This window comes from uncultured Agrobacterium sp. (genome assembly GCF_913777885.1).
Taxonomy (GTDB): Bacteria; Pseudomonadota; Alphaproteobacteria; order Rhizobiales; family Rhizobiaceae; genus Agrobacterium.
In genome coordinates, this window is the sequence record NZ_CAJYTV010000017.1 from 25,588 (window position 1) to 49,363 (window position 23,776).

The 23,776-nt window shown below is 58.7% G+C and carries 16 protein-coding genes; 7 read left to right on the plus strand and 9 right to left on the minus strand.

Annotation, left to right across the window (positions count from 1 at the left end):
- Positions 1 to 68: 68 nt before the first annotated feature.
- The 6 genes from QZ869_RS15360 to trxA all read left to right on the plus strand — a co-directional run bounded on the left by QZ869_RS15360 (position 69) and on the right by trxA (position 11,965).
- Entirely contained in the window at positions 69 to 2,558 is a 2,490-nt protein-coding gene (locus QZ869_RS15360) for an ATP-binding protein (RefSeq protein WP_296106060.1), read from the plus strand.
- Entirely contained in the window at positions 2,555 to 4,072 is a 1,518-nt protein-coding gene (tsaE, locus tag QZ869_RS15365; protein ID WP_296105769.1) for a tRNA (adenosine(37)-N6)-threonylcarbamoyltransferase complex ATPase subunit type 1 TsaE, read from the plus strand. The genes QZ869_RS15360 and tsaE overlap by 4 nt, the downstream gene beginning before the upstream one ends.
- Before the next feature lie 10 nt (positions 4,073 to 4,082).
- Complete coding sequence (locus tag QZ869_RS15370) at positions 4,083 to 4,802, plus strand: nucleotidyltransferase family protein (RefSeq protein WP_296081761.1); 720 nt, start codon at positions 4,083 to 4,085, stop codon at positions 4,800 to 4,802.
- A gap of 22 nt (positions 4,803 to 4,824) precedes the next feature.
- Positions 4,825 to 8,001, plus strand: coding sequence for a double-strand break repair protein AddB (gene addB / locus QZ869_RS15375; RefSeq protein ID WP_296105771.1), 3,177 nt, complete (start codon positions 4,825 to 4,827; stop codon positions 7,999 to 8,001).
- Positions 7,991 to 11,569, plus strand: coding sequence for a double-strand break repair helicase AddA (addA, locus tag QZ869_RS15380; protein WP_296105773.1), 3,579 nt, complete (start codon positions 7,991 to 7,993; stop codon positions 11,567 to 11,569). Before addB ends, addA begins: the two co-directional genes overlap by 11 nt.
- A gap of 75 nt (positions 11,570 to 11,644) precedes the next feature.
- On the plus strand, positions 11,645 to 11,965 hold the full coding sequence (trxA, locus tag QZ869_RS15385) for a thioredoxin (RefSeq protein ID WP_296016098.1): 321 nt from the start codon (positions 11,645 to 11,647) through the stop codon (positions 11,963 to 11,965).
- A gap of 66 nt (positions 11,966 to 12,031) precedes the next feature.
- Here the strand turns inward: trxA and QZ869_RS15390 are convergent, their stop codons facing one another.
- From QZ869_RS15390 to QZ869_RS15425, 8 genes are all read right to left on the minus strand, one after another.
- Positions 12,032 to 13,375 carry a folylpolyglutamate synthase/dihydrofolate synthase family protein gene (locus QZ869_RS15390; RefSeq protein ID WP_296035088.1) on the minus strand — a complete coding sequence of 448 codons (1,344 nt, stop codon included), beginning with the start codon at positions 13,373 to 13,375 and terminating at the stop codon, positions 12,032 to 12,034.
- A 37-nt stretch (positions 13,376 to 13,412) separates the two neighbouring features.
- Positions 13,413 to 14,306 carry an acetyl-CoA carboxylase, carboxyltransferase subunit beta gene (accD, locus tag QZ869_RS15395; RefSeq protein ID WP_296016100.1) on the minus strand — a complete coding sequence of 298 codons (894 nt, stop codon included), beginning with the start codon at positions 14,304 to 14,306 and terminating at the stop codon, positions 13,413 to 13,415.
- Between the two features lie 168 nt (positions 14,307 to 14,474).
- The gene (gene trpA, locus QZ869_RS15400) at positions 14,475 to 15,302 is read right to left on the minus strand and encodes a tryptophan synthase subunit alpha (RefSeq protein WP_296016103.1); all 828 of its coding nucleotides are present in this window, start codon (positions 15,300 to 15,302) and stop codon (positions 14,475 to 14,477) included.
- A gap of 1 nt (position 15,303) precedes the next feature.
- Complete coding sequence (gene trpB / locus QZ869_RS15405) at positions 15,304 to 16,524, minus strand: tryptophan synthase subunit beta (protein ID WP_296105775.1); 1,221 nt, start codon at positions 16,522 to 16,524, stop codon at positions 15,304 to 15,306.
- A gap of 2 nt (positions 16,525 to 16,526) precedes the next feature.
- Positions 16,527 to 17,180, minus strand: a complete 654-nt coding sequence (locus QZ869_RS15410; protein ID WP_296016196.1) for a phosphoribosylanthranilate isomerase — start codon at positions 17,178 to 17,180, stop codon at positions 16,527 to 16,529.
- A 117-nt stretch (positions 17,181 to 17,297) separates the two neighbouring features.
- Positions 17,298 to 18,065 carry a M48 family metallopeptidase gene (locus tag QZ869_RS15415; RefSeq protein ID WP_296077898.1) on the minus strand — a complete coding sequence of 256 codons (768 nt, stop codon included), beginning with the start codon at positions 18,063 to 18,065 and terminating at the stop codon, positions 17,298 to 17,300.
- 47 nt (positions 18,066 to 18,112) lie between these two features.
- A complete protein-coding gene (locus QZ869_RS15420) occupies positions 18,113 to 19,348 on the minus strand; it encodes a polyhydroxyalkanoate depolymerase (protein ID WP_296105777.1) in 1,236 nt (411 codons plus the stop codon).
- Between the two features lie 141 nt (positions 19,349 to 19,489).
- The gene (locus QZ869_RS15425; RefSeq protein ID WP_296105779.1) at positions 19,490 to 20,332 is read right to left on the minus strand and encodes a fumarylacetoacetate hydrolase family protein; all 843 of its coding nucleotides are present in this window, start codon (positions 20,330 to 20,332) and stop codon (positions 19,490 to 19,492) included.
- A 132-nt stretch (positions 20,333 to 20,464) separates the two neighbouring features.
- Between QZ869_RS15425 and QZ869_RS15430 the strand changes: the two genes are divergently transcribed.
- Positions 20,465 to 21,064 (plus strand): nitroreductase family protein, encoded by a 600-nt coding sequence (locus tag QZ869_RS15430; protein ID WP_296077900.1) that lies wholly within the window; start codon positions 20,465 to 20,467, stop codon positions 21,062 to 21,064.
- 157 nt (positions 21,065 to 21,221) lie between these two features.
- Here QZ869_RS15430 and gyrB read toward each other — a convergent pair whose 3' ends face one another.
- On the minus strand, positions 21,222 to 23,657 hold the full coding sequence (gene gyrB / locus QZ869_RS15435; protein WP_296016115.1) for a DNA topoisomerase (ATP-hydrolyzing) subunit B: 2,436 nt from the start codon (positions 23,655 to 23,657) through the stop codon (positions 21,222 to 21,224).
- Positions 23,658 to 23,776: the final 119 nt, after the last annotated feature.

Below are 23,776 nucleotides of genomic sequence, written 5' to 3' on the forward strand. Positions count from 1 at the left end.
AGCGGGTGACAAAGGACGTGGAAACCGGCGGCGATCAGGCGCCAGGCACTGAGCGACTGCGCAGTTGTCTGACAACGGTTGCAGGCGCACTGCGCCGCAAGATTCGCGCTGTCTCCAGCCTTCTTGCCGGAACTGCCTTGAGCACTTTTGCCACTGCGGTCCAGGCGCAGGACGGCGCACTGATCCAGAGAGGCGGACGTCTCTTCTCTTCCGGCGAAACCATCACCTACTCGATCTTTATCGGCGTGGTATCCGCGACCCTGTTTTCCATCGTCTGGCTGGTGCGCCAACGCGGCAATATCGAAGCCGAGGTCAACGAGTACCGCACGGCACTTTCTGAGGCGCAGAACAAGATTTCCAAGTATGAGGCGCTGATTTCCGACAAGTCGCGCCGGATCGTGATTTGGGAAGAAACCGGCGAGCGACCGGAATTCCTCGGTCAGTTGCCGCCTGAGACTGGCGTTCCCGCTGCCGATAGCGACTTTCTGGCCTTTGGCCGCTGGCTTCGGCCAACATCCGCCGCTCCTCTGGAAAAGGCAATCGAGATGCTGCGCAGCCAGGCGCAGAGCTTCGATCTCACCATCGAAACACAGCGTGGCGAAGTCATAGAGGTCCAGGGACGCGTGTCGGGAGGCAAGGCTTTTGCCCGCTTCATCGCGCTCAACAACATGCGCGCCGAACTGGCGGAGTTGAGGGTAGAGCGCGAGCGGCTGCTCTCCTCCATGTCGACTTTCCAGGAGCTTCTCGATTCCATCGAACAACCTGCCTGGCGCAGGAACAATGAGGGCGCCCTGATCTGGGTGAACCATGCCTATGCGATTGCAGTCGATGCCACGACGCCGCAGCAGGCAATCGCCGAACAGCGCGAGTTGCTGAACACCGTGACGCGTCAGAAGATTCGCGCCACCGCGACGCCTGAATCGCCCTACCACGACCGGATCTCCACGGTTGTTTCCGGCAACCGCACTTTCTTCGACGTGGTCGATATCAAGACACCGGGTGGTTCTGCCGGGATCGCTATCGACGCGTCCGATGCCGAGACAATCCGCGAGGAGTTGAAGCGCACGCTGAAAAGCCATGCGGAAACGCTCGATCACCTAGGAACGCCTGTCGCGATCTTCGACGGCGAACAGCGTCTGCAGTTCTACAATCAGGCCTTCTCGCGGCTTTGGGGATTGGATCTCGTCTTCCTGGAATCGAAACCCGGCAATTCCGAGCTTCTTGATCGTCTTCGCAGCGCCGGTAAACTGCCGGAGCAGCTCAGCTGGAAGAGCTGGAAAGAAACCGCACTTTCGGTCTATCGCGCACTCGACACCCAGACCGACCTCTGGCACCTGCCCAACGGTCAGACGTTGCGCGTGATTGCCACCGCGCATCCGCAGGGCGGTGCCACCTGGGTGTTCGAAAACCTGACCGAACAGGTCGATCTTCAGACCCGCTATAATACGCTCGTCAAGGTTCAAGGTGAGACCATCGATCATCTCGCCGAGGGTGTCGCGGTTTTCGGCGCGGATGGGCGCATTCGTTTGTCGAATCCGGCTTTTCGGGCGCTGTGGGCTATTACCGCAGAAGAGGCAGAAGCGGGCAAGCATATCCGCGCTATCGAGGCCGCATGCTCGCAGTCCTATGAAAAACCGGATGGATGGCGCGCCTTTGCGCAGTTCATCACCAGTTTTGACGACGAGCGGCACTCGAAACAGGGAACGCTTGAGCTTCTCTCCGGATTGGTGCTCGATTACGCGGTGATCCCGCTACCAGACGCGCAGACGATGCTGACCTTCGTCAACATGACGGACAGCGTGCGGGCCGAACGCGCCTTGAAGGAAAAGAACGAGGCACTGCGCAAGGCCGACGAGTTGAAGAACGATTTCGTCCAGCATGTTTCCTATGAGCTGCGATCGCCGCTGACCAATATCATCGGCTTCACCGATCTTCTCAAGACGCCCGGCATGGGCGAGCTGAACGATCGCCAGGCGGAATATCTGGACCATATCTCGACCTCTTCTTCGGTGCTTCTGACGATCGTCAACGACATTCTCGATCTCGCTACCGTTGATGCGGGCATCATGCATCTGAACTACTCAGAGAGCGACCTGAACGAGCTCCTGGATGACGTGGCCGTGCAGATCACCGATCGGTTGCAGGAAAGCAGTGTTTCTCTGGAAATCGTCGCACCTGCACATCTCGGCTCCATCGTCGCGGATCACCAGCGGCTGAAGCAAATCCTGCTAAAGCTTCTGACCAATGCCGTGAATTTTGCGCCCGAAGGGTCGGCAGTCCGCCTGACATGCCAAAGAAGCGAAGGCGACTTCGTTTTCTCCGTCGCAGATGAGGGTCCTGGTATTCCCGAGGACATGCTGAAAACAGTGTTCAACCGCTTTTCGACCGGCGGTCAGGGTGGAAGGCGCACAGGTGCCGGGCTTGGTCTTTCCATTGTCGAGAGCTTCGTGAGCCTGCATCACGGCACCGTTACGCTGGACAGCCGCCCCGGCGAAGGCACCGTCGTAACCTGCCGCATTCCCTCGCACGATCAGCCGCAGTCCATTGCCGCCGAATGAGTGACGAGACGCTTTCCATCTCGCTCTTCCTTGCAGATGAAGCCGATACCATCCGGCTCGGTGAGGAGTTGGCACTTGCCGTTAGACCCGGCACTGCCGTTGCACTCGTGGGCGATCTTGGCGCCGGCAAATCGACGCTGGCACGCGCTCTGATCCGGGCGATTGCAGATGATGCCGAGCTTGAGGTACCGAGCCCGACCTTTACCATCGTCCAATCCTATGCGCTTCGCTTTCCCGTCGCGCATCTCGATCTATACCGCCTCTCGGATGTGTCCGAGCTGGATGAACTAGGCATCGACGAGATGCTGTCCGACGGCGTCTGCCTGATCGAGTGGCCGGAGATGGCAAGCGATGTCCTGCCAAAAGCATCGACGATTCTGCTACGTCTGACGCATGAGCAAGACGGCCGGCGCGCTGTGATTGAAGGGTCGCGACGCCATATCGAGCGGCTTGAACGGGTCTTCGCCATTCGCCGCTTTCTGGAGCGGAATGGCAAGTCGAGTGCTACCCGGCGCTATTTCAGTGGTGACGCCGCCTATCGCACCTACGAACTGGTGCGCGATAATAACGATCAATATCTCTTGATGGACTGGCAGCCACAGCCGCCCGGCCCCGCCCTTCACAATGGTAGATCCTATTCGGAGATCGTGCATCTTGCACGCACGGTCGAGCCGTTCGTTGCGCTTGATCTTTATCTTCAGAGCGAGGGTTTCGCACCGCCGGAAATCCTCGCGTTGGATATGAATGAAGGCATTCTGCTTTTGAGCGATATGGGACGCGCAGGTGTTCTGGATGCCGATGGCGCTCCGATCGAGGAGCGCTACATCGAAAGTGCTGCTTGTCTGGCAGCCCTGCACGACAAGTCGATGCCCCAGGCAATCCCGCTGCCTGATGGCACTGGTTACGACATCCCACGCTTCGATGCCGATGCGATGAAGATCGAGACCTCGTTGCTGCTGGACTGGTACCTGCCCCACATCAATGACGGCAAACCGACCGCGGATTCCAAGCGACAGGATTTCTTCGCTGTCTGGGATCGGTTGATCGCCAAGCTTGATGATGTCGAAACGGGACTCGTCCTGCGGGATTTTCATTCGCCGAACATCATCTGGCAGCAGGATAGCCCAGCGCCTCGCAACGTCGGCATCATCGACTTTCAGGACGCGATGATCGGTCCAACGGCCTATGATCTGGCCTCTCTGGTGCAGGATGCCCGCGTCACCATCCCGCCGGATCTGCAGGCACGGATCATGGAACGGTACTTGGATATCCGGCGCAAAAACCCCGCTTTCGATGAGCGCGTATTTCTAAAAGCCTTCGCCATCATGGCGGCGCAACGCAACTGCAAACTTGTCGGTGCCTGGGTTCGGCTTTTGAAGCGCGACGGCAAGCCGGGCTATATGAAGCACATGCCGCGCACCTTCACCTATATGCGCGCCGTATTGGACCACCCCGATCTTGCGCCGCTGCGCGACTGGTTTTCACGCGCGGGCATAGACCTCAACTCTCATTGAAGTTTTTCCCATGACGATCACACAAGCGATGGTTCTGGCGGCGGGTCTCGGCACGAGAATGCGCCCGATCACCGACACGATCCCCAAGCCACTTGTAAAGATCGCCGGCAAATCGATGATCGATTACGTGCTCGATCTGCTGGTCGAAGCCGGCGTGGAGACCGTATCCATCAATGTCCATCACCATGCAGACCAGATGGTCACACATCTTGAAGCGCGTCGCGACCTCGAAATCCTGATCTCGGATGAGCGGGCGGAGTTGATGAATTCCGGCGGCGGCCTTGCCAAAGGGTTGAAACTGCTAACGCCTGGACCGGTGCTGGTGATGAATGCGGATCTGTTCTGGGTCGGGGAACAGCAAGACCTTCCCACCAACCTGCAGAAACTTGCGGCGGGTTTCGATCCTGCCCGCATGGATATGGCGATGCTCTGCGTCGATATGGATCGCACGACCGGTCATAACGGCAAGAAGGATTTCAACTTCGCAGAAGATGGTCACCTGACCCGATATCAGGAAGGCCAGCCGCACCCGGTCGTCTATGCCGGCGCGATTGCCATGGATTCGCGATTGCTGGAGGACGCCCCAGAGGGCGCGTTCAATCTCAACATCTATTTCGATCATGCCATTGCAAAAAACCGGCTTTACGGCGTGATGCTCGACGGTCAATGGATTACGGTCGGCACGCCGGATGCTATAGAGGATGCGGAGCGCACCATCGCTGCTGTCTGATCCTTGATAGAAAGTCGAACCATTGGCGCATGCCAAACGCATCCTGACCATCGCGCCGGGAACACCCTTCCTTAAGACCCTGGCGCAAAGCCTGTGCGACGGGACGCTCGTGAAGGACTTTGCCTACGATCCCGCCGATCCGCTGTCACTTGCCCGCGTCACGGTCTATGTGCCGACACGGCGTTCGGCCCGTGTGCTGCGCTCCGAATTCGTCGATATTCTAGGCGGTCGCTCGGCCATCCTGCCCGTCATCCGACCGCTTGGCGAGACAGATGACGACAGCGGCTATTTCGATATCGAAACGCCTGCGACCATCGATCTTGCACCCCCGATTTCCGGCACGGCGCGGCTGGTGGAGCTTGCGCGGCTAATCCTTGCCTGGCGAAACAGTCTGCCGGACGCCATTCGTGCCATCCACTCCGATTCGCCGCTCGTTGCACCCGCAAGCCCGGCGGATGCCATCTGGCTGGCGCGTGCGCTTTCCGAAGTCATTGACGCGATGGACACGGAAGACCGGGAGTGGGAGGCACTCGCCGATCTCGATACGGCCGATCATGCGCAGTGGTGGCAGTTGACGGCGGATTTTTTAAAGATTGCCAGCGTCTTCTGGCCTGCCCGACTTGCCGAACTCAATCGCTCCTCTGCCGGGCGTCACCGCAACGCCATTCTGCGCGCCGAAGCCGAGCGACTGAAGAAGAGCGCCAGCAGCGATCCCATCATCGTTGCCGGTTCCACCGGCTCCATTCCCGCTGCGGCGGATCTGATAGCTGCCGTCGCCTCGCTGCCGCATGGTACTGTCGTGCTACCCGGTCTCGACCGCGATATGCCTGAAGATCAGTGGCAGGCGATCAATGAAGCGCCGGATGACGCGGCAAGCCGAACCCATTCTCAGTATGGACTCTTCATTCTGTTGCAGAAGCTCGGCGTTTTGCGTCGCGATGTGGAGCAGATTGGTGCGGTGGATGATGATCTGAAAAACCGCGCTGCCGTCTTTTCTACTGCGCTTGCTCCGGTGCGAGCAACAGCCGAATGGAACGAATGGCGCGCTCATAAATCTGCGGACTTCTTCCAAAATGCCTTTTCCGCAGCCTCGATGATAGAGGCAACTAACGAGCGTGAAGAGGCCACCGCTATCGCCATTGCGCTGCGGCTTGCGCTGGAAAAGCCTGGCGCGAACGGACCGTCGCAAGCAGCCCTCATCACACCAGATCGCGGACTTGGCCGACGTGTTGCGACGGAACTTGCCCGCTTCGGCATCGAAGCGGACGACTCCGCCGGTACGCCGCTCTCCGCGACGCCACAGGCCGGCCTTCTGCAACTGGCGCTGGAAGCGATCTTGCGGCCGGGGGACCCGGTGGCGGTCATTTCGCTGTTGAAGCACCCGCTCTGCCGCTTTGGTATGAGCGAGCAGCAAATCATGCAGGCTGTGGCAGCGCTCGAGCTTCTGGCACTGCGTGGTGGGCGTGAAGAGACAACGCTCGGCACTCTCGATGAACTTCTGGCGCATCAGATCACGCTTCACGCTGAGGACCGTCATCCGCCGCATTGGCGCACGGCTCTGTCAGAGGACGCGCGCCTCGTTGCCGCCGATCTGGCAAACCGCATCAGGTCGGCCATAGAACCGCTGGAACAGGCCTTTATCCACCGCGATCCGATCCGGGGTCGGCTGACCTCTCGACTGACGCTGGCCGAGTGGGCGGAGCGGTCGGGCCGTGTGATCGAGGCGATATGCCTTGATGAGGCGGGCGATCTGGCGAGCCTCTGGTCTGGTGAAGCAGGGGAAAAGCTATCCAGTCTTTTTGCCGAGCTGTTGGACTGTGGCAATGCGCTTGAGGCGGATGGTCCGCAATGGATCGATATCGTGGCGGCCTTTGTCGCGGGTGAATCGATCAAGCCACGGGCCATGCGTCATCCACGTGTTTTCATCTTCGGTGCTTTGGAGGCACGCCTTCAGAGTGTCGATACGGTGATTATTGGCGGGTTGAACGAGGGGGTCTGGCCGGGTCAGACCGCCAACAATCCTTTCCTGTCGCGCAGCATGAAAACATCCATCGGGCTTGAGCCGCCGGAACGGCGCATCGGACAGCTCGCGCATGATTTCGAGATGGCAAATGGTACACGCCATATCATCTATAGCCGGGCGTTGCGCCAGGGTTCGACACCTGCCGTTGCGTCACGCTGGCTGCAAAGGCTGTTGGCGCTCGGTGGCGACGAGCTGGCCAAGACACTTAAACGCAAAGGTGAATCCTATCGGCATTGGGCCGCCATGCTGGACGAAGGTAACACTCAGGACGCAGCCCGGCGACCTTCTCCGACCCCGCCTGCCGATCTGCAACCGAAGAGCTACTCTTTCAGCGAAGTCGGGCGGCTGCGTCGTGATCCTTATTCTATCTATGCCCGGCGCATTCTGAAGCTCGATCCGCTGGACGAGTTCAACCGTGATCCTGGCGCTGCCGATCGCGGCACGCTCTACCACCGCATCATCGAACTTTATTCGCGCGAAGACCATGTGCCCGGTACACCCGCATCGGAAAACGCGATGATGCGCGTGTTGAACGCGTGTTTCGATGAGGAAAATCTGCCCGCACATATCGATATTGTCTGGCGACCGCGCTTCGTCGCGGTGGCACGGGAGTTTCTCAACTGGGAGAAGGATCGCCGTCCCTTGGTGCGCCGCTCCTATGTGGAGGCCCGCGCCGGACAGGAAATTCCCGAAGCCGGTATCCGACTGACGGGCGTAGCCGACCGGATCGATATCAAGACCAATGGCAAGGCGGATATTGTCGATTACAAGACGGGTCTTTCCCCTACGGTGAAACAGGCCCGCTCTCTTCTCGATCCGCAACTGGCGCTCGAAGCCGCAGCCCTGATGCGCGGCGCTTTCCGTGATGCCGGAACGCCGGCACCGGAGGATCTGATCTATGTGCGGCTTCGACCCGGAGAACGCTTCGGTACCGATGTGGTGAACAATGAAAACGCTAAGGCTACTGCCAAGACCGTGCCGAAGAGCGCCGTAGAACTCGCTACCGACTCCATCGACCAACTGACCAAGTTCATCATGGCGCTACGCGAGGGCAAGAACGGCTTCGTGTCGCGGCTGATCCCGGAAGAGCAGCAATCCTATGGTGGCGAGTACGACCATCTGGCGCGCGTCTCCGAATGGTCCACCGCAGAACCGGGAGATGGTGATGGCGAATGATCTTTTCGAATACGCCGCCGAACAGGCGATTGATCATGGCCCGGCGCGCGACGAGCCCAGTGCCTGGATCGACTGGACAACACAGCAGCAGACCCGCGCGTCCGATCCAAAAAGCTCGGCATGGGTGTCGGCCAATGCGGGCTCGGGCAAGACGCATGTCTTGACGCAGCGGGTAATCCGTCTGTTGCTGGCCGGTTGCCGTCCGTCCGCCATTCTGTGCCTGACCTATACCAAGGCTGCCGCATCGGAAATGTCAAGCCGCGTCTTTGATCGCCTCGCGGATTGGGCAACGCTTTCCGACGCGGCCTTGAAGGAGCGCATCGCCTCCATTGAAGGGCGGATACCGGATGCAATCAAGCTGAAGGAGGCGCGACGCCTTTTTGCCAAGGCGCTGGAAACGCCGGGTGGACTGAAAATACAAACGATCCACGCCTTCTGCGAAGCGCTGCTACACCAGTTTCCGCTGGAAGCGAACGTTGCCGGTCACTTCTCGGTTCTGGATGATCGCGCTGCGAGCAGCCTGCTTGCCGAAGCACGCCGCAGCCTGTTGACCGCCGTTTCTCTGGAGCGCGACACGCCACTGGCACAGGCGCTCGCCTATGTGCTGGATCTTGCCGATGAGACGGGACTGGAAGCGCTGCTGAGCGCCATCGTGGCCAATCGTAACCCTCTGCGCGGCTTTCTCGAAGAGGCCGCCCGCACCGGAGGGATCGATGCGGCGCTTCGACGCCATGTAGGCATCGGCGCGAGTGAAACGCTTGAGACAACTGCTATCGCCTATTGGCCGCTTCCGGGTCTGTCCGGTCTTTCGCTCGATACCTATCTGGCGCTCTCCGACGAAAAGGGCGGCGCGCGTACCCATGAAGTATCCTATGCGCTGAGGGAAGCAGCGAGAGAGACGGATGTCTTCAAGCGCATCGCCTTTATCGAAAGCGCCCTCCTGACCCAGAAGGGTGAGCGCAAATCCGATGCCTTTGTCATCAACAAGGCGATGCAGACGGCAGCGCCCAATCTTCTGGACGACCTGACGCTTGCACGCACCCATGTCGTTGCCTGCCGCGACCGGTACCGGACATTGCGCATGTTGGAGGCAACCCGGCATGCTTTGACGCTGGCAGACCGGCTGATCGGCGATTTCGAGGATTTGAAGAAGCAGCGCAGCCAACTCGATTTCGAGGATCTGATCGAGCGCGCAGCCACCCTTCTCAACCGCGATACGGCGGGCGCCTGGGTGCATTACAAGCTGGATCAGGGTATCGACCATATTCTCGTCGATGAGGCGCAGGATACGAGCCCGGTGCAATGGTCGATCATCCAATCGCTGGCGGCGGATTTCTTTCATGGCGAAACGGCGCGCGCCGGTCAGCGCACGCTGTTTGCGGTGGGGGATGAAAAGCAGTCCATCTATTCCTTTCAGGGCGCCAGGCCGGAGCGATTTTCTCAAGAGCGCGAGGAGACGGCGCGGCGTGTGACTGCCGTCCAGCAGACATTTCATCCGGTCCGCCTGCCGCTATCCTTCCGTTCCACAGCGGATGTGCTGGCTGCGGTGGATCAGGTCTTCTCCCTGCCCGAAAATGCCGCGGGTCTCAGCGCCGACAACGAGCCCGTCGAGCACCGTTCCAACCGCCTCGGCCAGCCGGGAACGGTGGAAGTGTGGGATATGGTCGCCGCCGAGCCGGTGGAGGATGAGGAGGACTGGACGGCACCCTTCGACGCGCTCCGCGAAAGCGCCCCGCCCGCCATCGTCGCGCGACGGATCGCAGCGCGCATCGCGGCGATGATCGGCACGGAAACGGTGATTGAGAAAGGCGTGGAACGCTTCATCGAGGCGGGAGACATTCTTGTTCTCGTGCGCAAGCGCCACGCTTTCGTCAACGCGCTGACACGCGAATTGAAGCAGCGCAAAGACATTCCCGTTGCCGGCGCCGACCGGTTACGACTGACCGACCACATTGCCATTCAAGATCTTCTGGCGCTTGGACGCTTCGTGCTTCTCCCACAGGATGATCTTTCGCTCTCCGCCCTGCTGAAAAGCCCCCTCTTTAACCACAACGAAGACGATATTTTCGATCTCGCCGCCAAGCGTCCGGAGAAAACCAGTGTGTGGGATCACCTGCAACACTTCATGCAGGAGGACGGCAGTCGTTTTGCCGGGACGCTGAAAACACTTTCCAACCTCATTGCCCTCTCCCGCAGCGCGACGATCCATGATTTTTACGCGGCGGTGCTGACCATACATGAAGGCCGCAAACGCTTCCTTGCCCGGCTTGGTAACGAAGCCAGCGACGTTCTAGACGAATTTCTCTCCTTTGCACTCGATCATGAAAAGACCGGCCTTCCCGGACTGCAACCCTTCATTTCCGTGCTGGAGACCGATGCACCGGAAATCAAGCGCGAGCAGGACAAGGAGCGCGGCGAAGTTCGCATCATGACGGTTCACGCCTCCAAAGGTCTTGAAGCGCCGGTGGTATTTCTGGTCGATGGCGGCTCGAAGGCATTCATTCCAAGCCACGTTCCGCGATTGCGCTTTCTTGAATCCAAGGGAGCCGCCTTTCCTGTCTGGCTGCCCGGAAAAAGTTTCGACAATAGCCTGATCGACCATGACGACAGTCGTTTGAGGGATGCAGCAGAAGAGGAGTATCGCCGCCTTCTCTATGTTGCCATGACGCGTGCTGCCGACCATCTGATCGTCTGCGGTTATCGTGGGCCGAAGGAAAATCCGGATTGCTGGCACCAGATGATCAAGCGGGCGCTCGCCGCCGACGAAAATCGCTGCGCGCCTTATCAGTTCGAGGCGGGCGGCGAAGCTTGGGACGGTCTGCTGTGGCGAATGAATGCACAGGCTCCAAGAGCAATTGCTCAGGCAGATACCGTGCCGAGTTTGACCCCAGAGGCGCTTCCAGCGTCGCTGATGCAACCGCTGCCACCGGCCCCTGCCCTTCCTCGGCCACTCAGCCCCTCCGGTGCAGGAACGATCGTCGATGACGGCGCGGACGATCTTCTCATCACCTCTCCGCTTTTTGCCAAGCCGGAAACATCGTCGGGCCTTGCGCTGCAACGCGGTCGGCTTGTGCATCGGATGCTTCAGACGCTGCCGGAATATCCTGACCATGAGCGGGAAGATGCAGCCCGCCGCTATGCGGAGCGTGCAGCACACCATTGGCCGGACAGAGAACGCGAAAGGCTGATCCGCACCACGCTTGCGGTTCTTGCCGAACCGGCAATCCAGCCCGCCTTTGCCGTCAACAGTCGCGCGGAAGTGTCGATCATGGGAACCTTGCGTCTTGGCAGGCAGGACTTTGCCGTTTCCGGTCGCATCGACAGGCTGGCAGTAGACGGCGGGCGCGTCATTCTGGTGGACTACAAGACCAACCGGGTGCCACCGGCCAACGAGAACGCCATCCCGTTCTCCCATATCGCGCAGCTTGCGATCTATCGCGAAATCCTGAAACCGCTTTATCCGGACAAGTCTTTTACCTGCGCGCTGGTCTACACGGAGAATGCATCCTTTGTGACGGTCAAGGACGAAGCACTGTCACAAGCCCTTGCCGCCATCTCGACAAAGTGAGATACCGGACATTGAAAATGTGTACCTCCCGCATCACATGAATGCCGAACAGATTCACTGAAAGGAGAGCCAATTATGGCTACCGTGAAAGTCGATACCTCCAACTTCCAGTCTGAAGTTCTGGACTCCGCCGAACCCGTCGTCGTGGACTTCTGGGCGGAATGGTGTGGCCCGTGCAAGATGATTGCACCGAGCCTCGAAGAGATCGCAACTGAACTCTCCGGCAAGGTCAAGGTCGCAAAGCTGAACATCGACGAAAATCCTGAGCTTGCCGCTCAGTTCGGCGTTCGTTCCATTCCTACCCTTGCTATGTTCAAGGGCGGCGAAGTGGCCGACATCAAGGTTGGCGCTGCTCCCAAGACCGCGCTTTCTGCCTGGATTTCCAGCGCCGCCTAATCGTTTGCTATACGCAAGGTAAAAAGCCCGGCTCTGCCGGGCTTTTTTCGTGAGATCATTCGCGCATTATTGCGGCGGGGTGCCGTTCAGCGCCAAGGCATTGCCCGCAAGATAAAGAGATCCGCCGATCAGGATTCGTGGCGCGGGCTTGGCCGGGTCGAGGCGCTTCCCCAATTCTTCCAGAGCCTCTTCAATCGATGAAGTGGGTGCCGCCGTCAGCCCGGCATCGAAGACGGCATGGGCCAGCACGACCGGATCTATTGCCGCATCCGAGCCGTGGATGGGCACAGTGAAGACGTATTCAGCGATACCTGCAAAGGCCTTGAAGTAACCCACCTGATCCTTGGTGTTGATCATTCCCGCTATCAGCACCAGCGGACGGGCGCTCTTCTCTTCGAAACCGGCCATAGCCTCGGCAATGACTTCGCCGGCACCTGGGTTGTGGCCGCCATCGATCCAGATTTCGCTGCCTTTTGGCGCAAGATCGAAGATGCGGCCACGCGTGATGCGTTGCAGACGGCCAGGCCATTCAACCGAAGTCATGGCCTTTTCGATCATACGGTCGGTGACGATGAATCCCGCGGCCTTGACGGCACGAATGGCAGCCGCGGCATTGCCCAATTGATGACGGCCCGGCAGTCGCGGCAGCGGAGCGTCGACCAAGCTGAACTCGTCCTGATAAACCATGCGGCCATGCTCTTCATGGGCGGAAAAATCCTGCCCGTAGACCGCCGTCGGGCATTTCAGCCGCTCGGCAGTGGCAATCAGCACATCGAGTGCCGCATCATATTCCTGATGGCCGATAACGACCGGCGATCCGGTCTTCACGATGCCTGCCTTTTCCGCCGCGATCAGTTCGACGCGATCGCCGAGATAGGCTTGATGATCGAGCGAAATCGGCATGATGACCGACACGGCGGGATTGGAGATGACATTGGTCGCATCGAAGCGGCCGCCAAGACCCACTTCCAGAACCACGACATCTGCCGGCTGTTCGGCAAAGAGGACGAAGGTGACGGCGGTGAGGATTTCAAAGACGGTTATGTGCTGGCCTTCATTGGCCGCTTCCACGCGCGCCAAAGCATCGGCAAGCGTGGCGTCTTCTACCAGCCGACCGGGAGCACCGGCGACGCCGATGCGGTAGCGCTCATTCCAGTTGACCAGGTGCGGCGACGTGTGAACATGCACAGAAAGACCCGCGGCTTCCAGGAGCGCGCGACTAAAGGCCGTGACTGACCCCTTACCATTGGTACCCGCCACATGAATGACGGGCGGCAAGCGCTTATGCGGGTTGCCAAGCTTTTCGAGCAGGCGGGTGATCCTGTCCAGCGACAGATCGAAGCCCTTGGGATGAAGCTGCATCAATCTTTCGATGATGCGTTCCGCCTCGCTCATCTCAGGCTTCGTCATATCCGTCATCCACCCCTCCGGAGCGCGTTCGATGGCTTTAGGCCGTGGCTGCCAACGGCAGAGTATCCTTAGATGCGTTGGCCGGTGCCTTCGTCATGATCTTCAAGAGATTGGCGAGGGTGTCCGGGATCGCGTGTCGATCGACGACCATGTCCACCATGCCGTGATCCAACAGGTATTCGGACGTCTGGAAGCCCTCCGGGAGCTTTTCGCGGATGGTCTGTTCGATGACGCGCTTGCCAGCGAAGCAGATTTCAGCGCCCGGTTCGGCGATGTGAACGTCACCCAGCATGGCGTAAGATGCCGTTACGCCACCCGTCGTTGGGTTGGTGAGGACGACGATGTAGGGCATGCCGGCTTCTTTTAGCATATTCACCGCAACGGTCGTACGCGGGAGCTGCATCAGAGAAAGAATGCCTTCCTGCATGCGGGCGCCGCCAGAGGCGGGGAACATGACAAGGGGGCAGCGTTCCGAGATGGCGCGCTCGAACGCTTTCACGATCGCTTCGCCTGCGGCAATACCGAGCGAGCCACCCATGAACTGAAACTCATGCACGACGGCGACGATCTTCAAGCCTTGCAGCTTGCCCACACCTGCAAGAATCGTGTCTTCCTGCTCGGTCTTTGTGCGGCTGTCGCGCAGGCGATCGGCATATTTCTTGGAATCGCGGAACTTCAAGGGGTCCTGCGCAACCTTGGGCTGGGGAAGCGCTTCGTACTCACCGCCATCGAAAAGATCGGCAAGACGAGCCTTTGCCGGCATTTTCATGTGGAAGCCGGAAGCGGGAATAACCCACTTGTTCTCTTCCAGATCCTTGTGGAAGACCATCTCGCCAGTTTCCGGGCACTTGATCCAGAGATTTTCCGGGGTATCGCGGCGGCCCAGCATGGAATTGATCCGTGGGCGTACGTAATTGGTAATCCAGTTCACGTTCTTTACTCCTGACTGTCCCCGCTGAACCGATGATCCTTCGGCAGCAGTTGAGCGCAATGGCGACGCATCTCTGCGACTTCGACCGACTTCCGCTCTTCTTCTTCTTTTACATTCAAAATCAGAATGGCGATTTCAAGTCGATCATGACCTGACATCGCCCCGATGTCATGCGCGCGAGGCGCGCACACCCGTCGAAAGCCCCTTTACCAAGGTCGTTACCGCGGGCACGGTGTCGTTCGTTGCCTTACCATCCTTGGTGAGGCTCAGCGCGATCTGGTTGACGATGGCCGAACCGACCACGACGCCATCCGCCACCGCACCGATTGCCTTGGCATGATCGGCAGTCTTGACGCCGAAGCCGACGCAGACAGGCAGATCCGTATGCGACTTGATCCGCTCGACAGCACCGGAAATCGTCGATGGATCGGGCAAGGCCGAGCCGGTGATGCCGTTCATCGAAACGTAGTAGACGAAGCCCGACGTATTTTTCAGAACGGTTGGAAGCCGCTTCTCATCGGTCGTCGGCGTTGCCAGACGAATGAAGTTGACGTCTTTCTGGACTGCGGGAATGCACAATTCGTCATCCATCTCCGGCGGGAGATCGACAACGATCAGTCCATCGATGCCAGCCGACAGCGCATCGTCCAGGAACTTATCGACGCCGTAAATGTAGATCGGATTGTAGTAACCCATCAGCACGATCGGCGTTTCATCATCCTGCTTGCGGAATTCGCGTGCGAGATCGAGCGTCGTTGCCAGCGTCTGTCCACCTTTCAGCGCACGCTGGCCAGCCATCTGGATCGCCGGGCCATCGGCCATCGGATCGGAAAACGGCATGCCGAGTTCGATGACATCGGCACCGGCTTCCGGCAGCGCCTTCATGATGCCGAGCGAGGTTTCGAAGTCCGGATCGCCGCCCATGAAATAGGTTACGAGGGCCGGACGATTTTGCGCACGCAGATCGGCAAAGCGCTTGTCCATACGTGCAGTCATATCAGAGTCCCATTCCCAGAATTTTACCGACCGTGAAAATGTCCTTGTCGCCGCGGCCACAGAGATTCATCAGAATGATCTCGTCCTTGCCCATCTTCGGCGCGCGCTTGATGACTTCCGCCAAAGCGTGGCTCGGCTCAAGTGCCGGAATGATGCCTTCCGTGCGCGTCAGCATCTGGAAGGCGTCGAGTGCCTCATTGTCCATGATCGGCACATATTCGACGCGTCCGGCATCCTTCAGCCAGGAGTGCTCAGGCCCGATGCCCGGATAATCGAGACCGGCGGAGATCGAATGACCTTCCTTGATCTGGCCGTCACCATCCTGCAGCAGATAGGTGCGGTTGCCATGCAGAACGCCCGGTGAACCGGCGGTTAGCGAAGCACAATGCTCTTCGCCCTCCAGCCCCTTGCCGCCCGCTTCGACGCCGACGATCTTGACGCTCGTGTCATCGAGAAACGGATGGAACAGGCCGATGGCATTGGATCCGCCACCAACGGCTGCAACAAGCATGTCCGGCAAACGGCCTTCCAGCGCCAGCAGCTGCTCACGCGATTCCTTGCCGATGATCGACTGGAACTCGCGCACCATTTCCGGATAGGGATGCGGGCCGGCAGCGGTGCCGATCATGTAATAGGTGTCGTCGACATTGGTGACCCAGTCACGCAAAGCCTCGTTCATCGCGTCCTTCAGCGTGCCGTGGCCTGCCGTCACCGGCTTAACTTCCGCACCAAGGAGTTTCATGCGGAACACGTTGGGCGCCTGGCGCTCCACATCGGTCGCGCCCATGTAAACCACGCAAGGAATGCCAAAGCGTGCGGCAACCGTTGCAGATGCCACACCGTGCTGACCGGCACCGGTTTCAGCAATGATGCGTGTCTTGCCCATGCGCTTGGCGAGCAGGATCTGGCCAAGGCAATTGTTGATCTTGTGCGAACCGGTGTGGTTCAACTCGTCACGCTTGAAGTAGATCTTCGCGCCGCCGAGCTCAGCCGTCAGGCGCTCCGCAAAATAGATCGGGCTTGGGCGTCCGGTATAGTGCGTGTTGAGATGCTCAAGCTCCGCCTTGAACTCCGGATCGTTCTTCGCCTTTTCCCACTCGGCCTGCAAGTCGAGGATCAAAGGCATCAGTGTTTCGGCAACGAAGCGGCCTCCGTAGATACCGAAGCGTCCGTCCTCATCGGGACCGGCGCGAAACGAGTTGGGTTTCAGCGTTTCGTTCACTTTCAAACTCCCTGCAGCCTAGCCGATCGAACCGCATCAAAAAATGCGTCGATCCTGGCCAAATCCTTTACACCAGGCGCGCTTTCCACACCCGACGATACATCCAGTCCGCTTGCTCCGGTTTTTGCCAAAGCCTCGGCAACGTTATCCGCGTTCAAACCTCCCGAAAGCATGTAATTCACGCTCTCGTCAAGAGAATGCAGAACACTCCAATCGAAGGAGACGCCATTGCCTCCCGGCAATTCGGATCCGGCCGGCGCCTTGGCATCGAACAGGAAACTGTCCGCGATCCCGATATAGGGATCGATCTTGGCAAGATCATCGGCGTCACGAATAGAAAAAGCCTTGATCACCGGCAGGCCGTAAAGCGCCTTGACGCTCAGCACACGTTCCGGGGTTTCGCTTCCATGGAGCTGGAGGATATCGGGTTTCAAAAGATCGATGATCTCATCAAGCTCGTCATTATCGGCATTGACGGTGACGGCAACCACTTTGACGCTGCCGCGCACGGCATCCGCCAGCTTACCGGCGATATCCGGCTCGATGTTGCGCGGGCTCTTCTCGAAGAAGATGAAACCGATATGCGTCGCCCCACGTCGAACCGCGCGTTCAATGGCTTCCGGCGTTTTAAGCCCGCAAATCTTGATGTCCGGCATACTGGCACTTTTCATGACTGGGACGTGACACGAAACGCCTTGCGAGTCGAGCCAAAATGCGGGCGAAGCGGACATGCGAATAAATGTTTCACGTGAATCCAAACCTGCAACTGCAGACTAGTCAAAATCGATAGCATGAAGTTGCGAGCCGTTCTGCTTCAACCATGCTTTCGCCTTCTCCATCTCGGGGCAGAGCTTCTTGCACAGCGCCCAGAATTTCGGGCCGTGATTCATCTCTTTAAGATGTGCCACTTCGTGGGCGGCCAGATAATCGATCACGCTTTCCGGCGCCATAACGATGCGCCAGGAAAAACTCAGGTTCCCTTCATGCGAACAGGAACCCCAGCGGCTGCGCGTATCTTTCATCGAGATCGAGCGCACTGGCCTGCCAACTGCTTTTGAATGGATGGTAACAAGTCGCTCCAGATCGGCCCGGGCTTCCTTCTTCAGGAAAGTCGCAACGCGCCGGCCTGTATGTTCAGGTAACCCACTCACCTTCAGCAGAGGCTGACCGTCCTCATCTTGAGTGATATGGGTTACGCCGCGCATTGAACCCGAGTGCCGGATCGTATGGAGCGTACCACGGATGGAAATGGACGCCCCGTCATTCATTCCCGTCGGCGCAGAAAACTTTGCAAATTTGGTTTCAAGCCATCCTTGATGACGATCAAGAAACATATCGACCTGCGCATGGTGGAGGCCATAAGGGATCGTCAGCTTCAGCGCCTTGCCGCCTGGCTCGATGCGCAGCGTAATACGCGTTGCCCGCTGGTTTTCCTTGATCGTGATCGGCACTTTACGCCCGGCCACCTCGACCGTGCGCGGTGCGGGCGCCGGTTGGCGGGAAGACGGTGATTTCAGGGACTTTCGAAGTAGCGAAAACATGGACACGGTCATAGCCCGTCCCGCCGCGAAAAGCCATCCGCTCTCGTTCAGGGCCGGCGCTGATGCGTCTGAAAAAAAGCTATCATTTGCGGCACGATTTCATTGCGAAAGCGAGAGCCGTTGAAGACGCCGTAATGGCCGACATCCGGCTGCATATAATGGCGACGTTTGTCGGCTGGCAGGTTCAGGCAAAGATCATGTGCGGCCCTGGTCTGCCCGACACCGGAAATGTCGTCATTCTCTCCTTCCACGGTAAAGAGCGCGACAGTGCGAATGGCAGTTGGATCAACTGCCCTGCCCCTGTGCATCATCATGCCTCTGGGAAACGCGTGCTCGATGAAGACGGTTTCGACTGTCTGAAGGTAGAATTCGGCGGTCAGGTCCATGACCGCGAGATATTCATCGTAGAATTCCCGGTGCTTTTCCGCCGAATCGCCGTCATTCTTCACGAGGTTCAGATAGAAATCCTTGTGCGCCGTCATGTGCCGGTCGAGATTCATGGACATGAAGCCGGAGAGTTGCAGGAAGCCCGGATAGACCGCACGTCCGAAGCCCGGTTGCGGCCACGGCACGGACATGACGACATTGTCGCGAAACCAGTCGATGGGCTTGGCCTTGGCGAGCTCGTTGACGGCAGTCGGATTGATGCGCGTGTCGATCGGCCCGCCCATCAAGGTCATGGAGGCAGGCGCAAAGCGATCCTGATCCGCCTCCATCAGCGCAACGGCGGCGAGCACCGGAACCGAGGGCTGACAGACGGCCACCACATGCGTTCCATCACCAAGGTGATGCAGCATCTCAATGATGTACGAGATGTAATCGTCCAGATCGAACCGGCCTTCGGTCAGCGCAACTGTTCGGGCGTCGATCCAGTCGGTTACATAGAGATCCGCGTGCGGCAGCAGCGCCTCGACCGTGCCGCGAAGGAGCGTGGCGTAGTGGCCGGACATCGGTGCAACCAGCAAAACTTTTGGATCGTCCCGTCGATCTTCAGGCAGATTTCGATTGAAATGGAGCAACCGGCAAAAGGGTTTGGACCAGGCGATCTCTTGCGACACATCGACAGTTTCTCCACCGATCTCAGTCTTCGCGATGCCAAATTCGGGCTTGCCATAGCGGCGCGTCATTCGCTCGAAGACTTCAAAACCCGCATCGAGGCTGCGGCCAAAAGCGGTGTTGGAGAGGGGGTTGAGAGGGTTGTTGCAGGCCTGACGCATAAGGTCAGCGCTGGCGCGCAAAGGTGCCATGGCCGCATGGTTCATTTCATAAAGATGATAGAACACGAATAAACGCCTCCCGTCGTCATCGTCGTCTTTTGTGACAGTCTAGCATCTTTTCGCAGTTGCACAAAACGGCTTGGTTCACCCTGCCCTCTTCTCCAGCGAAATGCGAAGGCCAAGGACAGGGATGAACCGCCTCGTTCGTTAGATATCGGCGACGAAAGTTTGCTTTTGAGTGCCAAGACCTTCGATGCCGAGCTCGACAACATCGCCGGCTTTGAGGAAGCGCTGCGGCTTCATGCCAAGGCCAACGCCTGGAGGCGTGCCGGTGGAGATAACGTCGCCTGGATGCAGCGACATGAACTGGCTGAGATAGGACACGACATTGGCAACGCCATAGACCATGGTCTTGCTGGAGCCGTTCTGCATGGTCTCACCATTCACCTTCAGCCACATGCCGAGGTTCTGTGGGTCGGCGACCTCATCTTTTGTAACGAGCCATGGACCGATCGGGCCGAAGGTGTCGCAAGACTTGCCCTTTGTCCACTGGCCCTGGCGCTCCGTTTGGAAGGCGCGCTCAGAGACGTCATGCGAGACGCAGTAGCCAGCGACGTAATCCAAAGCATCAGCTTCCGAAACGTATTTTGCCGTCTTGCCGATAACAACGCCGAGTTCGACTTCCCAGTCGGTCTTTTCGGAGCCGCGTGGAATGACGACGTTGTCATTCGGTCCCACGATCGCTGATGTCGCCTTCATGAAGATGACCGGCTCGGACGGAACAGCAGCGCCTGTTTCGGCAGCGTGGTCGGAGAAGTTCAGACCGATGCAGATGAACTTGCCTGTGCCGGCAACGCATGCGCCGATGCGATCTTCGTTTAGAACTGGCAACGTGGACCAATCCAGTGCTGCGATTTTCTTCAGGCCCTCCGGTGAAATCGCTTCCCCGCCAATGTCTTTCACGTGGCCTGAGAGATCGCGGACTTTTCCTTCCGCATCAAGAATGGCGGGCTTTTCGTGGCCGGGCTGACCGACGCGCATCAGTTTCATGGATCTCTCCCAGTTGTCAGACAAGATGATGCATATATGAACGAACTATTTATCCTTGTCACCCCTTGACCATGAAGAGGCCGCAAAAATACGATCGCATCTGCCTTCCTCTCTTATTGATAAGGACACATCATGACGACCAGCAATTCGCGTGACACAGATTACCCCGTCGATCCTCTTTTCCTCGATCGCTGGTCCCCTCGCGCTTATGACGGCAAGCCAATGCCGAAGGACGATGTGTTGACCATTCTCGATGCCGCGCGTTGGGCACCTTCGGCTTCCAACCAACAGCCTTGGCGTTTTGTCTACGGGTTGAATGGATCGGCTGAGTGGGAGGACTTTGTTGGCCTTCTCATGGAGGGCAATCAGCGCTGGGCCAAGAATTCATCTGCCCTGATCGTCATTCTGTCGCGTACCTACAATCTCCGCGACGGTGAAAAGAAGCCAGCAGCGACGCACTCCTTCGACGCGGGCGCGGCCTGGTTTGCTCTCGCAATGCAGGCGCACAAGCTTGGCTATCACGCCCACGGCATGGCAGGCATATTCAAGGACAAGATCGTCGACCAGCTGGGTGTCCCGGAAGGTTACGCCGTTGAAGCCATGGTTGCTATCGGAAAGATCGCGCATAAAAGCACGCTCCCTGACGACCTTGCGGAACGCGAAGTCCCGAGCCAGAGGCTTCCACTCTCGCAGATCGCATTCGAAGGCAAGTTCACAGGCGACGCGGACTGACTCGCCGGGGTTTACCGATTAGCCGGATTCTTGAGCCTCCAGCTTGAGCGTAACCGAAGCCTTCTTCCCTCTCGCCAATAAAAAACCCGGCATCGAAGCCGGGTTTCTTAATAAACTGTTTCACGTGAATCGTGCGCCGACACGATCCACAGCAAAATCATATATCGAGGTTTGCGACGCTCAGCGCGTTTTCCTGGATGAAGTCGCGGCGTGGTTCCACCTCATCGCCCATCAGACGGGCGAACAGGCCATCGGCATCGGTCGCATCATTGACCTTGACCTGCAGCAGCGAACGAACGTTGGCGTCGAGCGTGGTTTCCCATAGCTGCTCGGCATTCATTTCACCAAGACCCTTATATCGCTGCATGGAAAGGCCCTTGCGGCCAGCTGCGAAGATGGCTTCAAGAAGCGCGCGAGGACCGGAAATCTGCAGACTTCCATCCTTCCGCTGCAAGACCGGAACAGTCGCATAGACCTCACGGCTTCGTGCGGCCAGCTGGTCGATGTGGCGGGCGTCGGCGGAGCCGAGCAGGCCGATATCGATCGTCGAAAGTTCCTTGACACCACGAACCATGCGCTGGAAGCGCAAGCCACCATCGGCCAGAACCTCGCCAGACCAGCCGCGCTCTGTCTCTTCGGCGATCATATCCAGACGACGGGAAACTTCCGCAACCGTGGCTTCTGCCTGGCTGGCGTCGGCGGAGAGTTCCGGATTGAGCGCACCAGCAATGGCCGCCTGTTCCACGACCGAACGATTATATCGGGAATGCAGGCCGTCGATCAGCGAGCGCATGCGAACGGCGTCAGCAATGACTTCGCGCAGATCCTGGCCGACGCGCACCTCACCGGAGCCAAGCGTCAGCGATGCTTCTTCGATACCCATCGAAATCAGGTAGTCTTCCAGCGCCTTTTCGTCTTTCAGATACTGGACGGACTTGCCGCGCGTTACCTTGTAAAGCGGAGGCTGAGCAATGTAGAGATGGCCGCGTTCGATCAGTTCCGGCATCTGGCGGAAGAAGAATGTCAGGAGCAGGGTGCGAATATGGGCGCCGTCCACGTCAGCATCGGTCATGATGATGATCTTGTGGTAACGTAGCTTGTCCGCGTTGAATTCGTCCTTGCCGATCGAGGTGCCGAGCGCGGTAATCAGCGTGCCGATTTCCTGGCTGGACAGCATCTTGTCGAAGCGGGCGCGCTCCACGTTGAGGATCTTACCGCGCAGAGGCAGGATGGCCTGCGTTTCACGCGAGCGTCCCTGCTTGGCTGACCCACCGGCGGAGTCACCCTCGACGAGGAAGAGTTCGGATTTTGCCGGATCGCGCTCAGAGCAATCTGCAAGCTTCCCCGGCAACGAGGCGATATCGAGTGCGCCCTTGCGGCGGGTCAATTCGCGGGCCTTGCGTGCGGCCTCGCGCGCAACGGCAGCTTCCACCACCTTGCCGACGAGAATCTTTGCTTCTGTCGGGTGCTCTTCGAACCACGTGCTGAGCGCCTCGTTGACGAGGTTTTCGACGACAGGGCGCACTTCGGACGAAACGAGCTTGTCCTTGGTCTGCGAGGAAAATTTCGGATCCGGCACCTTGACCGAGAGAACGGCCGTCAGGCCTTCACGGCAGTCTTCGCCCTGAAGCGAGACCTTTTCCTTTTTGGTGATACCTGAACTATCCGCATAGGAGGTGACCTGACGTGTCAGCGCGCCGCGGAAGCCCGCCATATGCGTGCCGCCATCGCGCTGGGGAATGTTATTGGTGAAGCAAAGCACATTCTCGTGGTAGCTGTCGTTCCACCACATGGCGACTTCGACCGTGATGCCGTCCTTTTCGCCACGAATGGCAACTGGTTTGTCGACCAGCGGCTTCTTGGCGCGGTCGAGATACCGTACGAAAGCTTCCAGACCGCCATCGTAAACCATCTCCTCCTGCTTGATGTCGGAGTGGCGCTTGTCAGTAAGCAGAATGCGAACGCCAGAGTTGAGGAAGGCAAGTTCGCGCAGGCGATGCTCAAGCGTAGCGTAGTTGTATTCCGTCATCGTGAAGGTGTCGGAGCTTGCCAGGAAGGTGACTTCCGTGCCCGAGCGGCCTTCATATTCGCCGATCACTTCCAGTGGCTTGTCCGCGACGCCATGGGTGAAGGAGATTTCGTGGACCTTGCCGTTGCGGCGAATACGCAGCTTCAGCCAGACGGAGAGAGCGTTGACGACCGAAACGCCGACGCCATGCAGACCGCCGGATACCTTATAGGAGTTCTGGTCGAACTTGCCGCCGGCATGGAGCTGCGTCATGATCACTTCCGCAGCCGAGACGCCCTCGCCCGTATGAATGTCGGTCGGGATACCGCGGCCGTTGTCCGTCACGGTGACGGAGCCATCGGCATTCAACGTCACGGTGACGAGATCGGCATGACCGGCAAGCGCCTCGTCGATCGCGTTGTCCACCACTTCATAGACCATGTGGTGGAGACCGGACCCATCGTCAGTATCCCCGATATACATCCCGGGACGTTTGCGCACAGCATCAAGGCCCTTGAGAACCTTGATCGAATCGGCTCCATATTCCGTATTCACGCTGTTTTCGCTCGACGGTGTTTCAGTCATAAGCATTCTTTCCAATGGGCGCTGCCAGAGCGTACCGCTTTTCGGGCGCGCAATCGCAGCGAATCACTTTCAATCCGGTTGGCCGACTATAGGAATTCCGTCCCGATATCCAAAGTCTG

Excerpts from the sequence above, each read along its gene's own strand:
- QZ869_RS15425 (WP_296105779.1), bottom strand. The coding sequence starts at position 20,332 with ATGAAACTGATGCGCGTCGGTCAGCCCGGCCACGAAAAGCCCGCCATT.
- trxA (WP_296016098.1), top strand. The coding sequence starts at position 11,645 with ATGGCTACCGTGAAAGTCGATACCTCCAACTTCCAGTCTGAAGTTCTG.
- QZ869_RS15430 (WP_296077900.1), top strand. The coding sequence starts at position 20,465 with ATGACGACCAGCAATTCGCGTGACACAGATTACCCCGTCGATCCTCTT.
- QZ869_RS15415 (WP_296077898.1), bottom strand. The coding sequence starts at position 18,065 with ATGTTTTCGCTACTTCGAAAGTCCCTGAAATCACCGTCTTCCCGCCAA.
- QZ869_RS15370 (WP_296081761.1), top strand. The coding sequence starts at position 4,083 with ATGACGATCACACAAGCGATGGTTCTGGCGGCGGGTCTCGGCACGAGA.
- trpA (WP_296016103.1), bottom strand. The coding sequence starts at position 15,302 with ATGACTGCACGTATGGACAAGCGCTTTGCCGATCTGCGTGCGCAAAAT.
- tsaE (WP_296105769.1), top strand. The coding sequence starts at position 2,555 with ATGAGTGACGAGACGCTTTCCATCTCGCTCTTCCTTGCAGATGAAGCC.
- QZ869_RS15390 (WP_296035088.1), bottom strand. The coding sequence starts at position 13,375 with ATGACGAAGCCTGAGATGAGCGAGGCGGAACGCATCATCGAAAGATTG.
- gyrB (WP_296016115.1), bottom strand. The coding sequence starts at position 23,657 with ATGACTGAAACACCGTCGAGCGAAAACAGCGTGAATACGGAATATGGA.
- addA (WP_296105773.1), top strand. The coding sequence starts at position 7,991 with ATGGCGAATGATCTTTTCGAATACGCCGCCGAACAGGCGATTGATCAT.
- QZ869_RS15410 (WP_296016196.1), bottom strand. The coding sequence starts at position 17,180 with ATGCCGGACATCAAGATTTGCGGGCTTAAAACGCCGGAAGCCATTGAA.